This is a genomic window from Acetobacter garciniae (genome assembly GCF_017377735.1).
GTDB classification, from domain to species: Bacteria; Pseudomonadota; Alphaproteobacteria; order Acetobacterales; family Acetobacteraceae; genus Acetobacter; species Acetobacter garciniae.
On record NZ_JAFVMH010000010.1, the window covers coordinates 46,815 to 63,191 of the forward strand.

The 16,377-nt window shown below is 66.6% G+C and carries 13 protein-coding genes and 1 other RNA gene; 2 read left to right on the forward strand and 12 right to left on the reverse strand.

What is annotated here, in order from left to right:
* Nucleotides 1-18 precede the first annotated feature (18 nt).
* From murC to mraZ, 11 genes are read right to left on the reverse strand one after another with little or no spacing between them, the layout of a single operon-like run.
* Nucleotides 19-1,452, reverse strand: a complete 1,434-nt coding sequence (gene murC, locus J2D77_RS14825) for a UDP-N-acetylmuramate--L-alanine ligase (protein ID WP_207847113.1) — start codon at nt 1,450-1,452, stop codon at nt 19-21.
* On the reverse strand, nt 1,449-2,594 hold the full coding sequence (gene murG, locus J2D77_RS14830; RefSeq protein WP_207847114.1) for an undecaprenyldiphospho-muramoylpentapeptide beta-N-acetylglucosaminyltransferase: 1,146 nt from the start codon (nt 2,592-2,594) through the stop codon (nt 1,449-1,451). Before murG ends, murC begins: the two co-directional genes overlap by 4 nt.
* Nucleotides 2,591-3,754 (reverse strand): FtsW/RodA/SpoVE family cell cycle protein, encoded by a 1,164-nt coding sequence (locus J2D77_RS14835; RefSeq protein WP_207847116.1) that lies wholly within the window; start codon nt 3,752-3,754, stop codon nt 2,591-2,593. The genes murG and J2D77_RS14835 overlap by 4 nt, the downstream gene beginning before the upstream one ends.
* Before the next feature lie 3 nt (nt 3,755-3,757).
* Nucleotides 3,758-5,170, reverse strand: coding sequence for a UDP-N-acetylmuramoyl-L-alanine--D-glutamate ligase (gene murD, locus J2D77_RS14840; RefSeq protein WP_207847117.1), 1,413 nt, complete (start codon nt 5,168-5,170; stop codon nt 3,758-3,760).
* Nucleotides 5,167-6,261, reverse strand: a complete 1,095-nt coding sequence (mraY, locus tag J2D77_RS14845) for a phospho-N-acetylmuramoyl-pentapeptide-transferase (protein ID WP_207847118.1) — start codon at nt 6,259-6,261, stop codon at nt 5,167-5,169. Before mraY ends, murD begins: the two co-directional genes overlap by 4 nt.
* Nucleotides 6,261-7,682: a UDP-N-acetylmuramoyl-tripeptide--D-alanyl-D-alanine ligase gene (locus J2D77_RS14850; RefSeq protein WP_207847120.1), complete on the reverse strand. Its 1,422-nt coding sequence runs from the start codon at nt 7,680-7,682 to the stop codon at nt 6,261-6,263. The genes mraY and J2D77_RS14850 overlap by 1 nt, the downstream gene beginning before the upstream one ends.
* Complete coding sequence (locus tag J2D77_RS14855; RefSeq protein WP_207847121.1) at nt 7,679-9,166, reverse strand: UDP-N-acetylmuramoyl-L-alanyl-D-glutamate--2,6-diaminopimelate ligase; 1,488 nt, start codon at nt 9,164-9,166, stop codon at nt 7,679-7,681. The genes J2D77_RS14850 and J2D77_RS14855 overlap by 4 nt, the downstream gene beginning before the upstream one ends.
* A complete protein-coding gene (locus J2D77_RS14860; RefSeq protein WP_207847124.1) occupies nt 9,163-11,334 on the reverse strand; it encodes a peptidoglycan D,D-transpeptidase FtsI family protein in 2,172 nt (723 codons plus the stop codon). Before J2D77_RS14860 ends, J2D77_RS14855 begins: the two co-directional genes overlap by 4 nt.
* A 32-nt stretch (nt 11,335-11,366) precedes the next feature.
* Nucleotides 11,367-12,398: a cell division protein FtsL gene (gene ftsL, locus J2D77_RS14865; RefSeq protein ID WP_207847126.1), complete on the reverse strand. Its 1,032-nt coding sequence runs from the start codon at nt 12,396-12,398 to the stop codon at nt 11,367-11,369.
* Nucleotides 12,399-12,403: 5 nt separating this feature from the next.
* Entirely contained in the window at nt 12,404-13,450 is a 1,047-nt protein-coding gene (gene rsmH / locus J2D77_RS14870) for a 16S rRNA (cytosine(1402)-N(4))-methyltransferase RsmH (RefSeq protein ID WP_407927107.1), read from the reverse strand.
* Nucleotides 13,447-13,932 (reverse strand): division/cell wall cluster transcriptional repressor MraZ, encoded by a 486-nt coding sequence (mraZ, locus tag J2D77_RS14875; protein ID WP_207847128.1) that lies wholly within the window; start codon nt 13,930-13,932, stop codon nt 13,447-13,449. The genes rsmH and mraZ overlap by 4 nt, the downstream gene beginning before the upstream one ends.
* A 409-nt stretch (nt 13,933-14,341) precedes the next feature.
* Here mraZ and J2D77_RS14880 point away from each other — a divergent pair, with 409 nt between their 5' ends.
* Complete coding sequence (locus J2D77_RS14880; protein ID WP_207847129.1) at nt 14,342-14,506, forward strand: hypothetical protein; 165 nt, start codon at nt 14,342-14,344, stop codon at nt 14,504-14,506.
* Between the two features lie 5 nt (nt 14,507-14,511).
* Here J2D77_RS14880 and rnpB read toward each other — a convergent pair.
* Nucleotides 14,512-14,928: RNase P RNA component class A (gene rnpB / locus J2D77_RS14885), an RNA gene on the reverse strand.
* A gap of 522 nt (nt 14,929-15,450) precedes the next feature.
* On the opposite strand from rnpB, the gene J2D77_RS14890 reads away from it, so the two are divergent.
* On the forward strand, nt 15,451-16,317 hold the full coding sequence (locus tag J2D77_RS14890; protein WP_407927110.1) for an alpha/beta hydrolase: 867 nt from the start codon (nt 15,451-15,453) through the stop codon (nt 16,315-16,317).
* Nucleotides 16,318-16,377 lie beyond the last annotated feature (60 nt).

Consider the following 16,377-nt stretch of genomic DNA (forward strand, 5'->3'; position numbering starts at 1 on the left):
TGCCCAGGACCGGATCGCTCATGCCGCGCTGCCGCCCTTGTTCTGTGCCTTCAGGGCCGCAAGCTGTGCTGGCAGGGCCTGCGCCCAGTGGGTGATGGTTCCCGCCCCCAGGCACACCACATAGTCACCGGGCTTGGCGATGGCGTTGATCATTTCCGCCAGATGGTCCGGGCTGGACAGCGGGACGACCGAACGGTGCCCGCGTTCGCGCAGGCCTTCGATCAGCTTGTCGCGGCTGGCTTCGGGCAGGGGGTCTTCCCCCGCCGCGTAGACATCGCTCACGATCACGGTGTCCGCATCGTTCATGCAGGCGCAGAAATCAGAGAACAGCATTTTCAGGCGCGAATAGCGGTGCGGCTGCATGACGGCAATGACATGGTTCGCACCGGCCTGCCGCGCGGCCTTGAGCACGGCGGCAATTTCGACCGGGTGGTGGCCGTAATCGTCGATCACGGTAATGCCCGCGGTCTCGCCCGTGCGGGTGAAGCGGCGCTTCACGCCCCGGAAACTGGCCAGGCCCGAACGGATGACATCGTCGCTGATATCCATCTCGGTCGCCACCGCAATGGCGGCCAGGGCGTTCTGCACGTTGTGCGAGCCCAGCATGGGCAGGCGGAACGGCCCGGCCTTGCGGGTGCGGCGCGTCACGCGGTCGGTCAGCGTGACTTCGAACGTGGCCCCCAGCTTGTCGGTTATCACCTTTTCGGCCCGCACATCGGCCTGGGGCGAAAATCCGTAAGTGACGATCCGGTGGTCGGACAGGCGCGGGATCATCTGCTGCACGGAAGGATGGTCGATGCACAGCACCGCAAAGCCGTAGAACGGCACGTTGGAGACGAACTGGTCGTACCCCGCTTCCATCGCCTCGGCCGTGCCCCAGTGGTCCAGATGTTCGGGGTCCATGTTGGTGACCACGGAAATGACCGAGGGCAGGCGCAGGAACGACCCGTCGCTTTCATCGGCCTCCACCACCATCCAGTCGCCCTTGCCCATGCGGGTGTTGGTGCCATAGGCCTCGATAATGCCGCCGTTGATCACGGTGGGGTCCAGCTTGGCGGCTTCGAGCACGGCTGCCACAAGGCTTGTGGTCGTGGTCTTGCCATGTGTGCCGCCCACGGCCACCGCCCAGCGCAGGCGCATAAGCTCGGCCAGCATTTCCGCCCGGCGCACGACCGGAATCAGCCGCGCGCGGGCGGCCACAACCTCGGGGTTGTCGCGCTTGACGGCGGTGGAGATCACCACCACCTGCGCACTGCCCAGATTGTCGGCGTTGTGGCCGATCGTGACCGGAATACCCGCCGCGCGCAGGCGCTTGACATTGGCACTTTCGGCAATGTCCGTGCCCTGCACGCTGTAGCCCAGAAGGTGCAGCACCTCCGCGATGCCGGACATGCCGATCCCGCCGATCCCGACGAAATGAATGGTTCCGATGGAAAGAGGGAGGGCTCTCATGGGCGTGTCTTCTCCCCGCTGGAGGCTGGGTGAGCAGGAAATGGAAAAAACTGGAGGCATTCTTCTACTACATTGGCGAGGTTCTGGGCGGCATCCGGGCGGGCCAGGCTGGCCGCACCCTGGGCTGCGCGGGCAAGTTCGTCCGGGGCGTGGAACAGGTCCGCAAGATGGGCGGCAAGGGTGGTGGGCGTAAAGTCGGGCTGGCGGATCATCCAGCCCGCCCCCACCTCGGTTATGGCGCGGGCGTTTTCGGTCTGCTCGTCGCTTGCGGCAATGGGCAGGGGCACCAGAATGCTCGGGCGCCCGGCGGTGGTGATTTCCGCAACCGAGGATCCGCCCGCCCGGCCAATGACCAGATGGGCCGCGCGCAGCAGATCGGGCACGTCATCCAGAAAGGGTTCGACACGTGCGGCAATGCCCGTCTGGGCGTAGGCGGTGCGCACGCCCTGCACATCGTCCGCGCGGGCCTGCTGCGTTACGTTCAGGCGGGTTCTGATATCGTCGGGCAGGCGGGCAAGGGCTGCGGGCACCACCTGGGAGAACACGCGCGCCCCCAGCGATCCACCCCAGACCAGCAGGTTGATCCGCTCGCCCGGGGGCTGCCAGGGCTCACCCGCCAGGGCGGCAATGGCCGGGCGCACGGGCATGCCGGTCAGCACCGTGGGCGAACCGATGGGCAGCTTGGCAACGGTGGGGAAGGAGGTGGCGATCGCATCGGCAAAGCGGGCCAGCACGGCGTTGGCCCGGCCCAGCACGGCGTTGCCTTCATGGATGATCAGGCGGGGGTGGGCACGCCCGAGCATGCGCGCGCCCAGAAGCGGTGCGACGGAAGGATAGCCGCCAAAGCCCACCACCGCATCAGGGCGGATATCGCGCAGGATGGTCCGGGCCCTGCATGCGCTGCGCAGCAGGGTCAGCCCCGCGCGGATGGCCCGCACCGGCCCGCGCCCGGCAACGCCCGCACCGGGCAGCACATATTGCGCCCCTTGCGCGAACACGCCGCTTGCGCGCTTGCCTGCGCGTTCGTCGGTCATCAGGATCAGCGTATGCCCACGGGCCGCCAGTATCCCGGCCAGGGCCTCGGCCGGGAAGAAATGCCCCCCCGTGCCGCCAGCCGCGATAACAATGGTACAGGGCCTCATACTGACCGCCAGTGTCTGAGGGTGGTGACAAAACCGCTGCCTGCCCGCGCGCCACCCGGTTGCTGCCGCGTGAGGGCAAGCACCATGCCAATGGCCAGCGCCACCGACATGGCGGAAGACCCACCGTAGGAGATGAATGGCAGTGTCATGCCCTTGGTGGGGATAAGATGCAAGCTCGATGCCATGTTGACGAACGCCTGAAGGCCGAAACCCGTGACCAGCCCCGTGGTGGAAATGACCACGAAGGGATCGTCCTCGCGGATCAGGCGCAGCAGGGTACGCACGACGATAATGCCGAACACGGTAATGATCAGCGCGCAGATGACAAGCCCGTATTCCTCCCCCGCCACGGCGAACACGAAATCCGCATGGGCGTCGGGCAGGAGATCCTTCACGCGGCCTTCCCCCGGGCCGCGCCCAAGCAGCCCGCCATTGCCGAAGGCGCGCAGGGCGGTGTCGATCTGGTAATGGTCGCCCACATCGGGGTGGAGAAAGCGCTCAACGCGGGAACGCACATGCGGGAAGATGAAAAACGCCCCCACACCCGCGCCGATCATGCCCGCAAAGCCCATGCCCACCAGGATCAGGTTCAGCCCGTTCACGAAAAGCTGGGTCAGGAACACGGCGGTAATGACCGTCAGCATGCCGATATCGGGCTGGGACTTGAGCAGAAGCACAATCACCCCGAACAGGATGAAGCTGACCAGCATGCCCGGCAGCATGCCCGCCACCCGCCGCTGCGTCAGCAGCCAGCCGGTGACCACGGCAAAGCAGGGCTTGAGGAATTCCGATGGCTGGAGCGACATCATCGGCAGGGCGATCCAGCGTCGTGCGCCCTTGATCTCGATACCGTGGACAAGGGTCAGGGCCGTGGCCCCCAGCATGAGTGCCCCCCCCACAAGCGAGAGGCGCAGCACCGCCCGGCGCGACAGCATGGAAACACTGACCACGATCAGCCCGGCAATGGTCAGGAACGCGACCTGCTTGAAAATGAACATGTTGCGCGATGCACCGATACGCACGGCAACGGCGGGGCTTGCCGCCAGCATCAGGATATAGCCGAAGCCGATCAGGATGAAGGTGCAGACAAGGGTCGTGCGGTCTACATGCCGCCACCAGCGGCCAAACGGCGAGTCATCGGTGCGGGAAGAACCGGCCATGGGTCACGCTCCTGTTGCGTCCGTATGCTGCGCGCAGACCCCCTTGGCCAGTTGCGCGAAACGTGCCCCGCGTGCCTCGAACCCCGCAAACTGGTCGAAGCTCGCGCAGGCGGGGGAAAGCAGTACTACCGGCACCCTGGCCTCGCACGCCAGGGTATAGGCCGCGGGCACCGCGTTCTCCAGCGTTTCCGACACGGTGTAGGCCACGCCGTGCTCATCCAGCGTGGCGCCCAGCACGGCCGCGTCCCGCCCGATCAGGTAAGCATGGACAATACGCCCGAAATAGGGTGCCAAGGTGGCAATGCCGCCCGCTTTGGCCATGCCACCGGCAATCCAGACCAGCCGGTCGTAACAGCTCAGGGCGCGGGACGCGGCATCGGCATTGGTGGCCTTGCTGTCATCGATGAAGGTCACGCCCGTGCATTCGGCCACGCGCTGCTGGCGGTGCGGCAGGCCGGGGAAGGACAGCACACCCTGTGCCGCAGCCGCCGCGGCAACGCCCAGGAAATGCGCCATGGCCAGGGCGGCGGCGGCGTTCTGGGCGTTATGCGCGCCGGGCAGGGTGGGGCCGAGGGGGGCCACCGTCGCGCCATCGTGCCAGATCGCGCCATCCTTCCCGTAATAGGAACATGCGGGGTCTGAGCCCGAAATGCTCTCGCACCGGGCCGGGCCCCTGGCCAATGTCGTGGCCAGTTGGGCGCATAGCGGATCATCCACCCCGATCACGGCATGGTCCAGCGCACTCTGGCGGGCAAAGATCTCGCACTTGGCGCGGGTATAGCCCGCCATGTCGCCGTGGCGGTCGAGATGGTCCGGCGTCAGGTTCAGAAGGCAGGCGGTGTCGAAGCGCAGGGTGAGCAGGCGTTCGAGCATGTAGGACGACATTTCCAGCACATACACGCCGTCATCGGGCAGGAGCGGCAGGCTGAGTGCTGCGGGGCCAAGATTGCCGCCCGCTGCGACAGGCACCCCGGCACCCGACAGGATATGGGCCAGCAGGGCCGTGGTGGTGGACTTGCCGTTGGTGCCCGTAATCCCCGCGAAACGCGCCTTGCTGCCCGCCATGCGCACGGCCTGGTACAACAGTTCGGCGTCACTGAGTATGGGAATGCCCGCGTCGCGCGCCATCAGCGCGATCGGGTGCGGGGTGGGCAGGACATGCGCGATGCCGGGGGACAGGATCAGCGCATCGAACCCCTCCAGCGTATCGAAGGGCCATAGCGCGATATCTCCCCCGTCATGGCGGGAACGGGCGATATGTTCGGCCAGGGCGTGGCGCGCGGCTTCCCCGTCGTCCCAGGCCTGCACGCTGGCCCCGCAGGCTGCCAGGGTGCGCACGGCGGGCAGGCCGTTGCGGCCCAGGCCGAACACCGCAAAGCGCTTGCCCGCGAACAGGGTAGGGGGGAAGGCGGTCATCGCAGTTTCAGTGTCGCCAGGCCGCACATGCCCAGCACGATGGAGATGATCCAGAACCGCACGACGATCTTGGGCTCGGCCCAGCCTTTTTTCTCGAAATGGTGGTGGACCGGGGCCATCAGGAATACCCGCCGCCCGGTGCGCTTATACCAAGACACCTGGATGATGACCGAAAGTGTCTCCACCACGAACAGCCCGCCGACAATGCACAGGACCAGTTCGTGCTTGATGGCCACGGCCAGCGAGCCCAGGGCCCCACCCAGCGAAAGCGAGCCCGTATCCCCCATGAAGACCGAGGCCGGGGGCGCGTTGAACCACAAAAACCCCAGCCCGGCCCCCACAAGGGCGGCGCAGAACACCGCAAGTTCCCCCGTGCCGGGCACGGCATGCACCTGCAAATAGTCCGCAAAGACGTGGTTGCCCACCAGATAGGACAGGATGGCGAAGACAAGGGCTGCGATAATGACCGGCCCGATGGCCAGCCCGTCCAGACCGTCGGTAAAGTTCACGGCGTTGCCGAAGCCGGTAATGACGATCATGGCGAAGGCGGGGAACACAATGCCCAGCGGCAGCAGCAGGTCCTTGGCGAAGGGAAAGGCCAATTGGTTGGCAAGGTCGGGCGGCATCATGGACTGGAGCCAAACGCCACAGACCAGAGAAATGGCGAATTCCCCCCCCAGCCGGGCGCGCTTGGAAAGCCCGTCCGTATTGCGCCGGGCCAGCTTGCGGTAATCATCCATGAAGCCGATGGCGCCAAAGCCCAGCGTGGTCAGCCACACCGCCCACACAAACCCGTTCTGCAAATCGCCCCATAGCAGCATGGACACGCTCAGCGCGATCAGGATCAGCACGCCGCCCATGGTGGGGGTTCCGGCTTTTTCCAGAAGGTGGCGTTCGGGCCCGAGCGCGCGAATGGGCTGGCCGCCGCGCTGAATCTGGCGCAGCCGGGCAATGAAGGGCCTGCCCAGCAGCAGGCTGAGGCCGAGTGCCGTCAGGCACGCGCAACCCGCACGAAAGGAGATATAGCGCAGCAGGTTCAGCAGCGTGACATGCCCGCCATGGACTGCATCGGACGCAAGCAGGTACAGCATCAGCCCTCTCCCATCGGGCCAAGGGCTTGAAGTGCGTCGATCACGTCGCGCATGCGGCTGCCAAGGCTGCCTTTGACCACAATGGCGTCTCCTTTCCTGATAGCCGCGCACAGATCGGGGGCAAGGGCGGCGGCAGTAGGGGCCCAGACACCCCGCCGTTCGGGTGGAAGGGCCTCGAAAAGGGTTTTCATATGGGGTCCGCAGCAAAAAACAAGGTCGGCTGACATGGCGGCCGGTTCGGCCAGTGCGCCATGCTCCGTGGTTGAAAAATCGCCCAGTTCACGCATGTCGCCCAGAACGGCAATGCGGCGGCTGGCCGGAATGTGGCGTAGCACGTCCAGCGCCGCCCGCACAGAAGCGGCAGACGCATTGTAGCTTTCATCCAGCAGGGTGACATCGCCCCCCGCGATCCGTGTCAGCGCCCCACGCCCCCTGCCGGGCTGGAACGCGGCAAGGGCCGCCGCTGCGGTCTGCGTGTTCGCACCCAGGGCTGCACAGGCCGCCAGGGCCGCCACGGCGTTGCGCACCAGGTGCAGGCCCGGTGCCCCCAGATGCACATCAAGCGTTTCCTCCACCTTCGGGCCCGTAAAGACAACGGTAAAGTCCGAGCCATCGGCCCCTGTGTGCAGGTGCGTGAAATGCACCGTGCTTTCGGGGCGTGCGCCCACGGGCCACAGCACGGCCCCGGCCTTCTGCGCGGTATCGGCCAGAATATCGGGCCCATGCGCGTCATCGGGGATAATGGCGATACCGCCCTGGGCCAGCGCGGTCATGAGGGAGGCTTTCTCCGCCGCAATGGCGTCCAGGCTGCCCATATGGCCCAGATGGGCCGAACCGATGGTGGTAATGACCGCGACATCGGGGCGTACCATGCGGGCCAGGGGCAGGATTTCGCCCGGGTGGTTCATGCCGATCTCGCTGATGCAGAAAGCCGCATCGCGCGGCAGCCGCGCCAGTGTCAGCGGCACCCCCCAATGGTTGTTGTAGGAGGCTTCGGCCGCATGGGTCGGGCCGGTGGCCTGCAGGCACAGCCGCAGCATGTCCTTGGTGGTGGTCTTGCCCACGCTGCCGGTAATGGCCGCCACCTTGCCCGTAAAACGCGCGCGTGCCGCCACGGCAAGGTCCTGCAACCCCACCATGGTGTCGCCCACCAGCAGGATACGCCCGTCGCGCAGGCTGCCGCCGTCATGCGCCATGACGGCGGCGGCTCCCTTCTCCAGTGCCGTGGCGATATGGGCATGGCCGTCGCTGCTATCGCCCTTAAGGGCAATGAACAGGTCGCCCGGGCGCAGCGTGCGGGTGTCGATGGAAATACCCGTGATATCCGCGTGCCCGCCATCCCTGAACCGGTCGACCTGGCGGCCCATGAAACGCCCGCCGGTGGCCGCCTGCAATGCGTCGCGGGTCCATAAAACGCTCATGCCTGCCCCACCAGTGTCCTGATCACCTCGACATCGTCGAACGGCAGGGTTTCGGTGCCGATCACCTGCCCCTGCTCATGCCCCTTGCCCGCGACCACCAGCACGTCATCCGGCCCCAGAAGGGACAGGGCTTCGGCAATGGCGGTGCGCCGGTCGGCTATTTCCAGTGCGCTGGGGGCACCCGCCCAGATATCCGCCCGGATGGCGGCGGGGTTTTCCGAACGGGGGTTGTCGTCGGTAATAATGGCGATATCCGCCCCGCGCAGCGCTTCCTGCCCCATGAGCGGTCGCTTGCCCCTGTCGCGGTCGCCCCCCGCGCCGAACACCACCACCAGCTTGCCGCGCGCATGCGGGCGCAGGGATGCCAGAAGCCGGGCCAGCGCATCGGGCGTGTGGGCGTAATCGACATAGGCGCAGGCCCCCCCGGGCAGGACTGCGGCCCGTTCCATGCGGCCGCGCACGCCCTGGAGCACGGGCAGCAGGCCCAGGATCGCGGGCAGGTCGGCCTCATCTTCTGCTGCAAGGCAGGCGGCCAGCAGGGCGTTGTCCGCCTGGAAACGCCCCGGCAGCGAAAGCGATACGTTCAGCAGGCTGCCATTGCATTCCACACTCAGTTCCTGGCCCACCGGCAGGGCGCGCTGGCCCACAAGCCGCAGCGTGGTGCCATTTTCGCCCACAAGGCGCAGCCGGAGCCCGCGCGCACGGGCTATGTCCTTTATGGCTTCCAGTGTGGTGGGGTCCATATCCGCATTGGCTACTGCCACCGCCCCTTCGGGCAGGAGGGTGCGGAACAGGTCCAGCTTGGCCTGTCGGTAAGCATCCACCGTGCCGTGATAGTCCAGATGGTCGCGTGTCAGGTTGGTGAAGGCCGCAGCCTTCAGCGCCAGCCCGTCCAGGCGTTCCTGCGCGATCCCGTGGGAGGACGCTTCGAGTGCCACATGGTGCACGCCCAGCCGTTCCAGTGCTGCAAGCCCGTTGGCCAGGGCTACCGGGTCAGGCGTGGTCAGGTGCGGCATGGCGATGGACGCCGCACCGGGGCCCATGTCTTCCAGCCCGGTCAGGCCCAGCGTGCCGATCGCCGCAGCCTTGCGGCCCTGCATGGTCCAGATCTGGCGCACGAAATCGGTCGTGCTGGTCTTGCCATTGGTGCCCGTGACCGCGACCAGGCAGGGCGGCTGCGGCCCGGCCAGGCTTGCCGCCATCACGGCCAGGGCATGGCGGGGTCGTGCCGCCAGAACAAGCGGGCGGGCGGGCACGCCCTGCGGCCATTGCGTGCCAAGGGGGGCCAGAATGGCGACAGCCCCATGCTCCACCGCCTGTGCGATATAGTCGCGGCCGTCCATTTTCACGCCCGGCAGGGCCGCGAACAGCGTGCCGGGGCGAACGGTCCGGCTATCCGCGGTTATGGCGTCTATAGATGTATCGTCCTGCCCGGATATCGGCAGGCCAGCCGCAAGCAACAGACTGGAAAGCGGCAGGCTCATTCGGAAAGCGTCTCCTGGTTCGGTTTTCGGCGGTCCGCCAGAACCTGTTTGCCGGTGGGCCGGGTCACGCCCGCTTTGATGGCGCGGTGTTCCACGACCTGGTTGCGCGGGTCTCCGGGGTCGTTGCCGGGGCCAAGGGGCCGCACACCGCGCGGAACGGCAGGGTGCATGGGCAGGGCCAGTTGCGCATCGATCTGGGCTGCGTGCTCCATGTCGGGAAAAATCTGGAGCATGGGGCCGATCCGCGACACGATCCTGGATACGGTGGGGGCCGCGTTCCACCCCGCAGTGGTCCAGCCATGGGTCTGCGGCGTGGCCTGGGGGCTGTCGAGCATGACATACACGGCGTAGCGCGGCGCGTTCATGGGGAAAATACTGGTGAATGCGGCAATATTGACATGCTTGAGATAGCCGCCATGCGGGCCGATCTTCTCGGCAGTACCCGTCTTCCCGCCCACGAAATAGCCCGGCGATTCAGCCGTGCGGCCGGTGCCCTGGGTCACGTCCAGCCGCAGCAGCCGCCGCAACAGGGCCGATACGTTCTCGGACATCACGCGCGGGCCATGCGGGGTTACGGGGGCATCGGGCCCTGGCACGCCGGTGGCCGGGGCAGGGTGCGCGGCCATGGCGGTGGTGAGCGATGCCGGCTGCACACCCACCTGCCCGGTACCCTGCGGACTGCCAGCCATACCTGCCTGCGCATTGGCCTGTGCACCGCCGGATATTCCGGCCTGCGCGCCGTTCTGGGTGAGGCCTGGCTGGAGCACGGCCGGCGTGGCGGCCAGGGCCATGCCGTTTGCGCCCGCGTTCGGGGTATCGTCCGTATCCGCCCCGTCTTCGGTGTCGAGCAGGGTGGGGGTGACCAGTATGCCGCCATTCACGGTGGCGGCGGTCCCGCGCACGATGGAAAGTGGGGGTTCGGCCACGCCATGGCCGAAGCCCACGGTCATGGTGGTGGCCAGGCCCCACTGGCGCGGCACCAGCGGGCGGGCGGCTTCAGGCAGTTCGATCGGCACGGGCGCGAAAAACCCCATGCTGCGCAGCCATTCGGCCTGCCTGGTCCCGCCCACGTCCAGCGCGATATGGGCCGCCGCCGGGTTGGACGAATAGGCCATGACCTCGGGCAGGGACAGCCAGGGGGCGAAATGGTCGTTCTTCATGTCGCGGATGGTGAAGCGACCGATCCGCAGCGGGATGGAGGAAAAACTGTCCCAGATATGGATGGTGCCGGTCGCCAGCCCCATGGCCGCCGTCTGGAGCTTGAAGGTCGAACCCGGTTCGTAAAGCCCGGTCACCGCGCGGTTGAAGCGTTCGTCATTGCTGGCATGGGCAAAATTATTGGCGTCGAAATCAGGCAGGCTGACCATGGCCACCACTTCGCCCGTGCGCACATCCATGACAATGCCGCACGCGCCAATGGCCTGGAAGGTCTGCATGGCGTTGGCCACTTCCTCACGCACGGCGGACTGCACACGAATATCCAGCGACAGGCGCAGCGGGTGATGGCTGGCCAGCAGGCGCTTGTCGAAAAACCGCTCCACCCCGGCAATGCCGTGATCGTCGATATCCACAGCCCCCATGATCTGGGCGGCCATATGGCCCAGCGGGTAATGGCGGCGTTCGCCGGGTTCGAAATAAATGCCCGGAATGCCCAGGTTGTTGATCGCCAGTTCCTGCTGCGGGGTTATGTCACGCGCCACATACACGAACTGCTTGGGGCGGGAGAGCCGCTTTACGGTCTCTTCCTCGTTCAGGTCGGGCAGTACGGATTTGAGCTTGTGGGCGATTTCGGCCGGGTCGATCAGTTCCTGCGGGTTGGCGTAGACCTGGGCCACAGGCAGCGACAGGGCCAGCGTCTGCCCGTTGCGATCGACGATGGAGGCGCGATGCACCTGCGGCAGCGAAAAATCCCCCGCAAGGCCAGCATGCGGGTCGATTTTGGGAATTTCGGGCACTTGCGGCGCGATCTGCCGCTTTTCGGGCGCCATGGGGCTTATGACCGTGGCCCTGGTCAACTGGCCCGTCACAACCGCGAACAATACGCAAAAGCCGCCCGCTACCGCCAGCAGCCTGACATGCATCTGCTCGCGGTGCGCGCGCGCGCGTGGGCCCACCCCCGTCATGCCGCCTTCGCGGGGCGGTTGGGTGTCGTGCGGGGGTGGGGCCATGTCAGCTCGGGAAAACGATCATTGGAAAGGCATCAGTTCGTAACCGGTACGGGCGGCGGCAGGCTGTCCCCGCCCCGGTTAAGCAGAGAGCCCCCCGTATAACCGGAAGTGGCACGCGCTTCCATATAACCGCTGGCGATTGTGGTCCGCGACGTGCGCGCTGGGTGCCAGCTTGCAACGGAGGCAGGCAGCGGGTGGCGGATGGCCGCCGTTGTATCGCCCGCCGTATTGCCTGCCTGGGCGACACGGTACGCGGCATTCGATGTCACACCCGTGGGGGAGGGCGTGCGCACGGCCGGTGTCACGCCTGTGGTGGCGGTGGCCATGGCCACTTTCCGGCGCTGGGCGGCGGGCTGAACACTGGCCTGCTGGATATTGGCCTGCTGGGCCTGCGCGTGGCTTGCGGGTTCGGAATCGTTCAGCTCAGCCAGCATGTTCTCCAGCCGGGAATCGGACTGGGCGGGGGCACGTTCGGCAAGCTGGCGGCGGGCCGGCTGCGCGCGGGGCGCGGGCATGGTGTCAGCCGCCACAGCGGCGACCGGCGCGGGCAGAGGGGCCGCAGGGGCTGAAACACGCGCGGCGGGTGCGGTGTTGTCGGCCACCAGAACGGGTGCGCGTTCATGCACCACGGCCACGCGCGCAGGGACCGGGGCAGCGCTGGCCACGGTCTGGACAGTCGGCCCGGCGGGTTCATGTGCTGCGTGCGTCACGCGGTTTTCGGCAACGACCGCCACTGCCGCGGGTTCGGCAACCTCGGGGGCCGGGGTTTTGGCAATGGCGGGCAGGTGCTGCACCAGGTCGGCCATGCGTACGAACTGCGCGGGGTCCATGGCGTGCAGGTTGGTGGTATGGCGCGCCACAAGCTGAGCCAACCGTTCGGGCTGGTTTTCCAGCGCCCATTCGGTGCGCAGCATGGATGTCTGGGCCCGCACATGCTCGGTTTCCTGCACGATGCTTGAGATCTGCTGGTCCAGCACGGTCGTCTGATGTTTTTTTGTATAAAGAAAGAACCCCGAGGCAATGGCCAGAGCGGCGCAGCAGCACGTGAACGGACGTGGGAACATGGGGTTCAATCCTCTGCCGGGATGGAAGGTGATGAAGGGGTTGCCACAGGGCGCCGGGCGATGGCGCGCAGGCGGGCACTGCGCGCACGCGGGTTTGCGGCACATTCCGCATCGCCCGGACGTATGGCCTTGGTCGTCAGGGCCGCAAAGCCGGTCTGGGCGGAAGGGGCCAGGGCCGCACGCGGATCGTGGCGCGAAAAGCTGACATCCTTGCCCAGGGCGTGCTGCATCGCGCGTTTGACCAGCCGGTCCTCGAGCGAATGGAAGGAGACGACGACCAGCCGCCCGCCGGGGGCAAGCAGGTCCAGCGCCTGGGCAAGGCCGCGTTCGATCTCGCCCAGTTCGTCATTCACGGCAATCCGCAGGCCCTGGAAGGTGCGGGTCGCACTATCCAGCCCCGCGCGGTCACGCGGCACGACCGAACGGACAAGGTCCGCCAGTTGCGTGGTGGTGGTGAAAGGGGCCTGCGCGCGGGCGGTGACAATGGCGCGGGCCACGCGGCGGGCATGCCGTTCCTCGCCATAGAAATGGACGATATCGGCCAGTTCCTGCTCGGGCGCTTCGTTCACCAGGTCGGCGGCACTGCGGCCGGCCTTTTGCATGCGCATGTCCAGCGGGCCATCCAGCCGGAAGGAAAAGCCGCGCTCGGCTTCGTCAAGCTGGAAGGATGACACACCCAGGTCCATGACGATCCCGTCAAGGCTGTTCACGCCCGCGGCCTGCACCATGCCCGCCATGGTGCCGAACCCGCCATGCAGCATGTGCAGGCGCGTACGCCCTTCGGCCTGGGCAAGGGACGCGCTGAGGGCGAGCCCGCGTGCAATGGCGTCCGGGTCGCGGTCTATGCCCCATACGGTGCAGTCCGCCGCCTTGAGAATGGCCATGCTGTAGCCGCCACCGCCAAAGGTGCAGTCCAGAATGCGCTCGCCACCGGCCGGACGCAGGTAGTCCAGCACTTCGGCCAGCATGACCGGTACATGTCCGGTTGTCGTCACGGCGGCGGGGGGCGCGTCGGGCGCACCATTCGTGGGGGAAGAGGAATGGGCGTTCACGCGGGCTCCCCATTCGGGTCGGGGCGGCCGGGGGCGGGAATGCTGACGCGGCGGGAACGCTGGCGGGCTTCTTCGCGGCGCGCACGCGCGGCTTCGGGTTCCCAGATCTGGAAAATACGGCCCAGCCCCATGAAGGCGGCCTGCGGGCTGTCGGTCAGCCCCGCATGCTCACGCAGGAAATCGGGCAGGATGATGCGGCCTTCGCGGTCGGGTTCCATGGGGTAGGCATCGGCGTACAGGGCGGCGGCCAGGTCGTCATGGTCGTCGGAAAACATGTTCAGCCGATCAAGGGGTTCGGTCAGCCGCGCGAAGGCCGAGGCGGGCCAGGCCTCCACGCAGGGCAGCGTGTGGGAGGGGCGGAGAATCATCAGCGCGTCACCTTCCGTCTGCTGGGATCTGAGCACTGAGCGGAACCCGGCTGGAATCGAGACGCGGCCCTTGGCGTCGAATCGATTCTCATGCGTGCCGAGGAACACACCCACCTGGTCGGAGTCCTTGCTAATCAGCCATTTCGCTCACATGCGGACGGGGAGCGAACCCGTTTTGCCACGTCTCATGGTCAGGCGTGGGATAGCATGGGACAGCGTGGGAAGTAAATAAAAAACAATGAAAAACTGGCGGAAAACAGCCATTAATTAAGTATTCATGGCGAAATGATGTCCATTGCCGAGGTAATGTGCGCCAGCCGGAACGACGAAATGCGACTCGTTATTTGTTCGATTTTTGTTCTTACGCGCAGGTGCTGAAACAGCATTTATTGAGAACGTCAGTAGAACATGGGCGGAGTCGCCATGGGGTGCGGGTATCGTCGGCGGGGGGGCGCGGGGCCGCCGGCAGGATCGGCTGCGGGGCCAGCAGGTGCGGCACTGGGGCGGGCAGGAAGGCCGTCCCATGCGCGCCCATGACTCTGCCATGGCCGATCCCATGAACGCCCATGCCCATGAAAACCCATCTCCACCCCATGGCCGGATGCCACAGGCAGGCCGCGTAATTGCCGCTGCGTTCCAGGGCTGCATCGAGCGGGTGGTGCCGGGCCGTGCTCGATTTTCGCTATAGTTTAAAATGCCAGACGGTCTGTAAGCCGGGTTCTGTCTGGCCTTGCAAGCAAGGCCTGGACGATCATTCCTCTGGGACCTGTCTTGCAACAGGCCTCACGCGACCAACCCGAACGACGGGGCGGGAGAACCCCTGAAGCCACAAGGACTTCGGCCGTTCCTATTCGGTCTTGCTCCCGGTGGGGTTTACCATGCCTCCCCTGTTGCCAGCGGAGCGGTGTGCTCTTACCACACCGTTTCACCCTTACCTTCAGCCCGTCCCATGGTTTCCCACGGGGCGGGCCCGGAAGGCGGTCTGTTTTCTGTGGCACTTTCCCTAAGGTCACCCTCGCCGGCCGTTAGCCGGCACCGTTCTCCCGTGGAGCCCGGACTTTCCTCCATCACGCACCATAAATGCGCAACAGCGACCGTCCGACCGTCTGGCCCGCGCACCCTGCGGCGGCTGGGGCGGCAGGTCAAGGGCTGGCGGGCACCTGCATGCATGACCGCCGCAAAAAAAATGGTTACATTGGCTTCATGTCAGATGTTTCGCAGCCCCTGAACATGAACCCCGTCCCGCAACCCGCTTCGCGCAGCGCTTGCGCCGGTGCTGTACCGCATGCGCCCACGCAAGCACCTGCGAACGGGGCCGAAGGGGGCGTGCCGGCTGATCTGTCCGGCGATGTGCTGGGTGCCGTGCAGGGGGATGTGCCTGAGGTGGCCCCCGTGGCCGCATCGGGCATTTTTTCCACGCACGCCAATGCGGCCTCCAATGCAGCCGCCAGCGTAGCCCTTGGCCAGTCCCACTCTTTCGCACCCAATGGGGCCTGTCCGACACCCGCCCCCGCGCGGCCCAATTTCGCGTCCCGCCTGTTGCTGCGCTGGCTCAGATGGCAGGAGGACAGGCGGCGCAGGAAGGCTGCCCACGCTCCCGCGCCTGTCGCGCCCCATCCCGCGCCCGAACAGGTGCAGGAGCATTTTCTGCGCCATCTGCGCAAGGCCATGGATACGCCGTCCTTTCCCTGTGCGCTGTCGTCGCTGCCCTTGCGCAGGGTGATCTCGCTGTTCGTGCCGGGGCCGGCGGGGCCCATGCCGGCCAGGTTATTCCTGCCCCATGGCCGGGTGCGCGGGGCGGTGCTGTACCTGCACGGCGGCGGGTTCGTGCATTGCGGGCTGAATTCCCACCACGGGATCTGCTGCCGCCTGGCGCGTGTGTCGGGGGCGGCAGTACTCCTGCCCGATTATCGCCTTGCCCCCGAACATCCTTTTCCCGCCGCGGTGGAGGATGCACGCGCCGCCCTGGCGTGGCTGGCCGCCCTTTCGGCCCGGTATTGGGATGGCGGCGTGGGTGTGGCGGGTGATAGTGCGGGCGGCAACCTGGCCGCCGTGCTGGCGCAGGACGGGGTGGCGGGGCGCGGGCCCATGCCTGCCCTGCAACTGCTCTATTACCCGACTTTGTATGGACGGCAGGAATTCCCCTCCCACCAGACCTATGCGCGGGGCTATTTTCTCTCCCGCCGGTCTATGGCGTGGTATGGCGCGCAATATATCCAGGATGAGCAGCACTGGGACGACCCGCGCTTTGTTCCGGGCATGAACGATCTGACGGGCCTGCCCCCCGCGGTGATCGTGACCGCGCAATGCGACCCGCTGCGTGACGAGGGCGCTTTTTACGCCCAGGCCCTGCGGCACGCGGGCGTGCGCGTACTATACCGGTGCTACCCCGGGGCCCTGCATGCGTTCCTGAATTTCTACGCCTTCATGCCCCATGGCAAGGCAGCGCTCAGGCTGGGGGGCAGGGCGCTGCGCAAGGCGTTTCACGCACAGGCGTAAGGCAGTGCGTGCCTAGCCCTGCCGGGTTGCTTTATTGGAACGTGCCGCGGAACGCGTCGG

Excerpts from the sequence above, each read along its gene's own strand:
- mraY (WP_207847118.1), bottom strand. The coding sequence starts at position 6,261 with ATGCTGTACCTGCTTGCGTCCGATGCAGTCCATGGCGGGCATGTCACG.
- ftsL (WP_207847126.1), bottom strand. The coding sequence starts at position 12,398 with ATGTTCCCACGTCCGTTCACGTGCTGCTGCGCCGCTCTGGCCATTGCC.
- J2D77_RS14850 (WP_207847120.1), bottom strand. The coding sequence starts at position 7,682 with ATGAGCGTTTTATGGACCCGCGACGCATTGCAGGCGGCCACCGGCGGG.
- murD (WP_207847117.1), bottom strand. The coding sequence starts at position 5,170 with ATGACCGCCTTCCCCCCTACCCTGTTCGCGGGCAAGCGCTTTGCGGTG.
- murG (WP_207847114.1), bottom strand. The coding sequence starts at position 2,594 with ATGAGGCCCTGTACCATTGTTATCGCGGCTGGCGGCACGGGGGGGCAT.
- J2D77_RS14855 (WP_207847121.1), bottom strand. The coding sequence starts at position 9,166 with ATGAGCCTGCCGCTTTCCAGTCTGTTGCTTGCGGCTGGCCTGCCGATA.
- J2D77_RS14880 (WP_207847129.1), top strand. The coding sequence starts at position 14,342 with ATGCGCGCCCATGACTCTGCCATGGCCGATCCCATGAACGCCCATGCC.
- J2D77_RS14860 (WP_207847124.1), bottom strand. The coding sequence starts at position 11,334 with ATGGCCCCACCCCCGCACGACACCCAACCGCCCCGCGAAGGCGGCATG.
- murC (WP_207847113.1), bottom strand. The coding sequence starts at position 1,452 with ATGAGAGCCCTCCCTCTTTCCATCGGAACCATTCATTTCGTCGGGATC.
- J2D77_RS14835 (WP_207847116.1), bottom strand. The coding sequence starts at position 3,754 with ATGGCCGGTTCTTCCCGCACCGATGACTCGCCGTTTGGCCGCTGGTGG.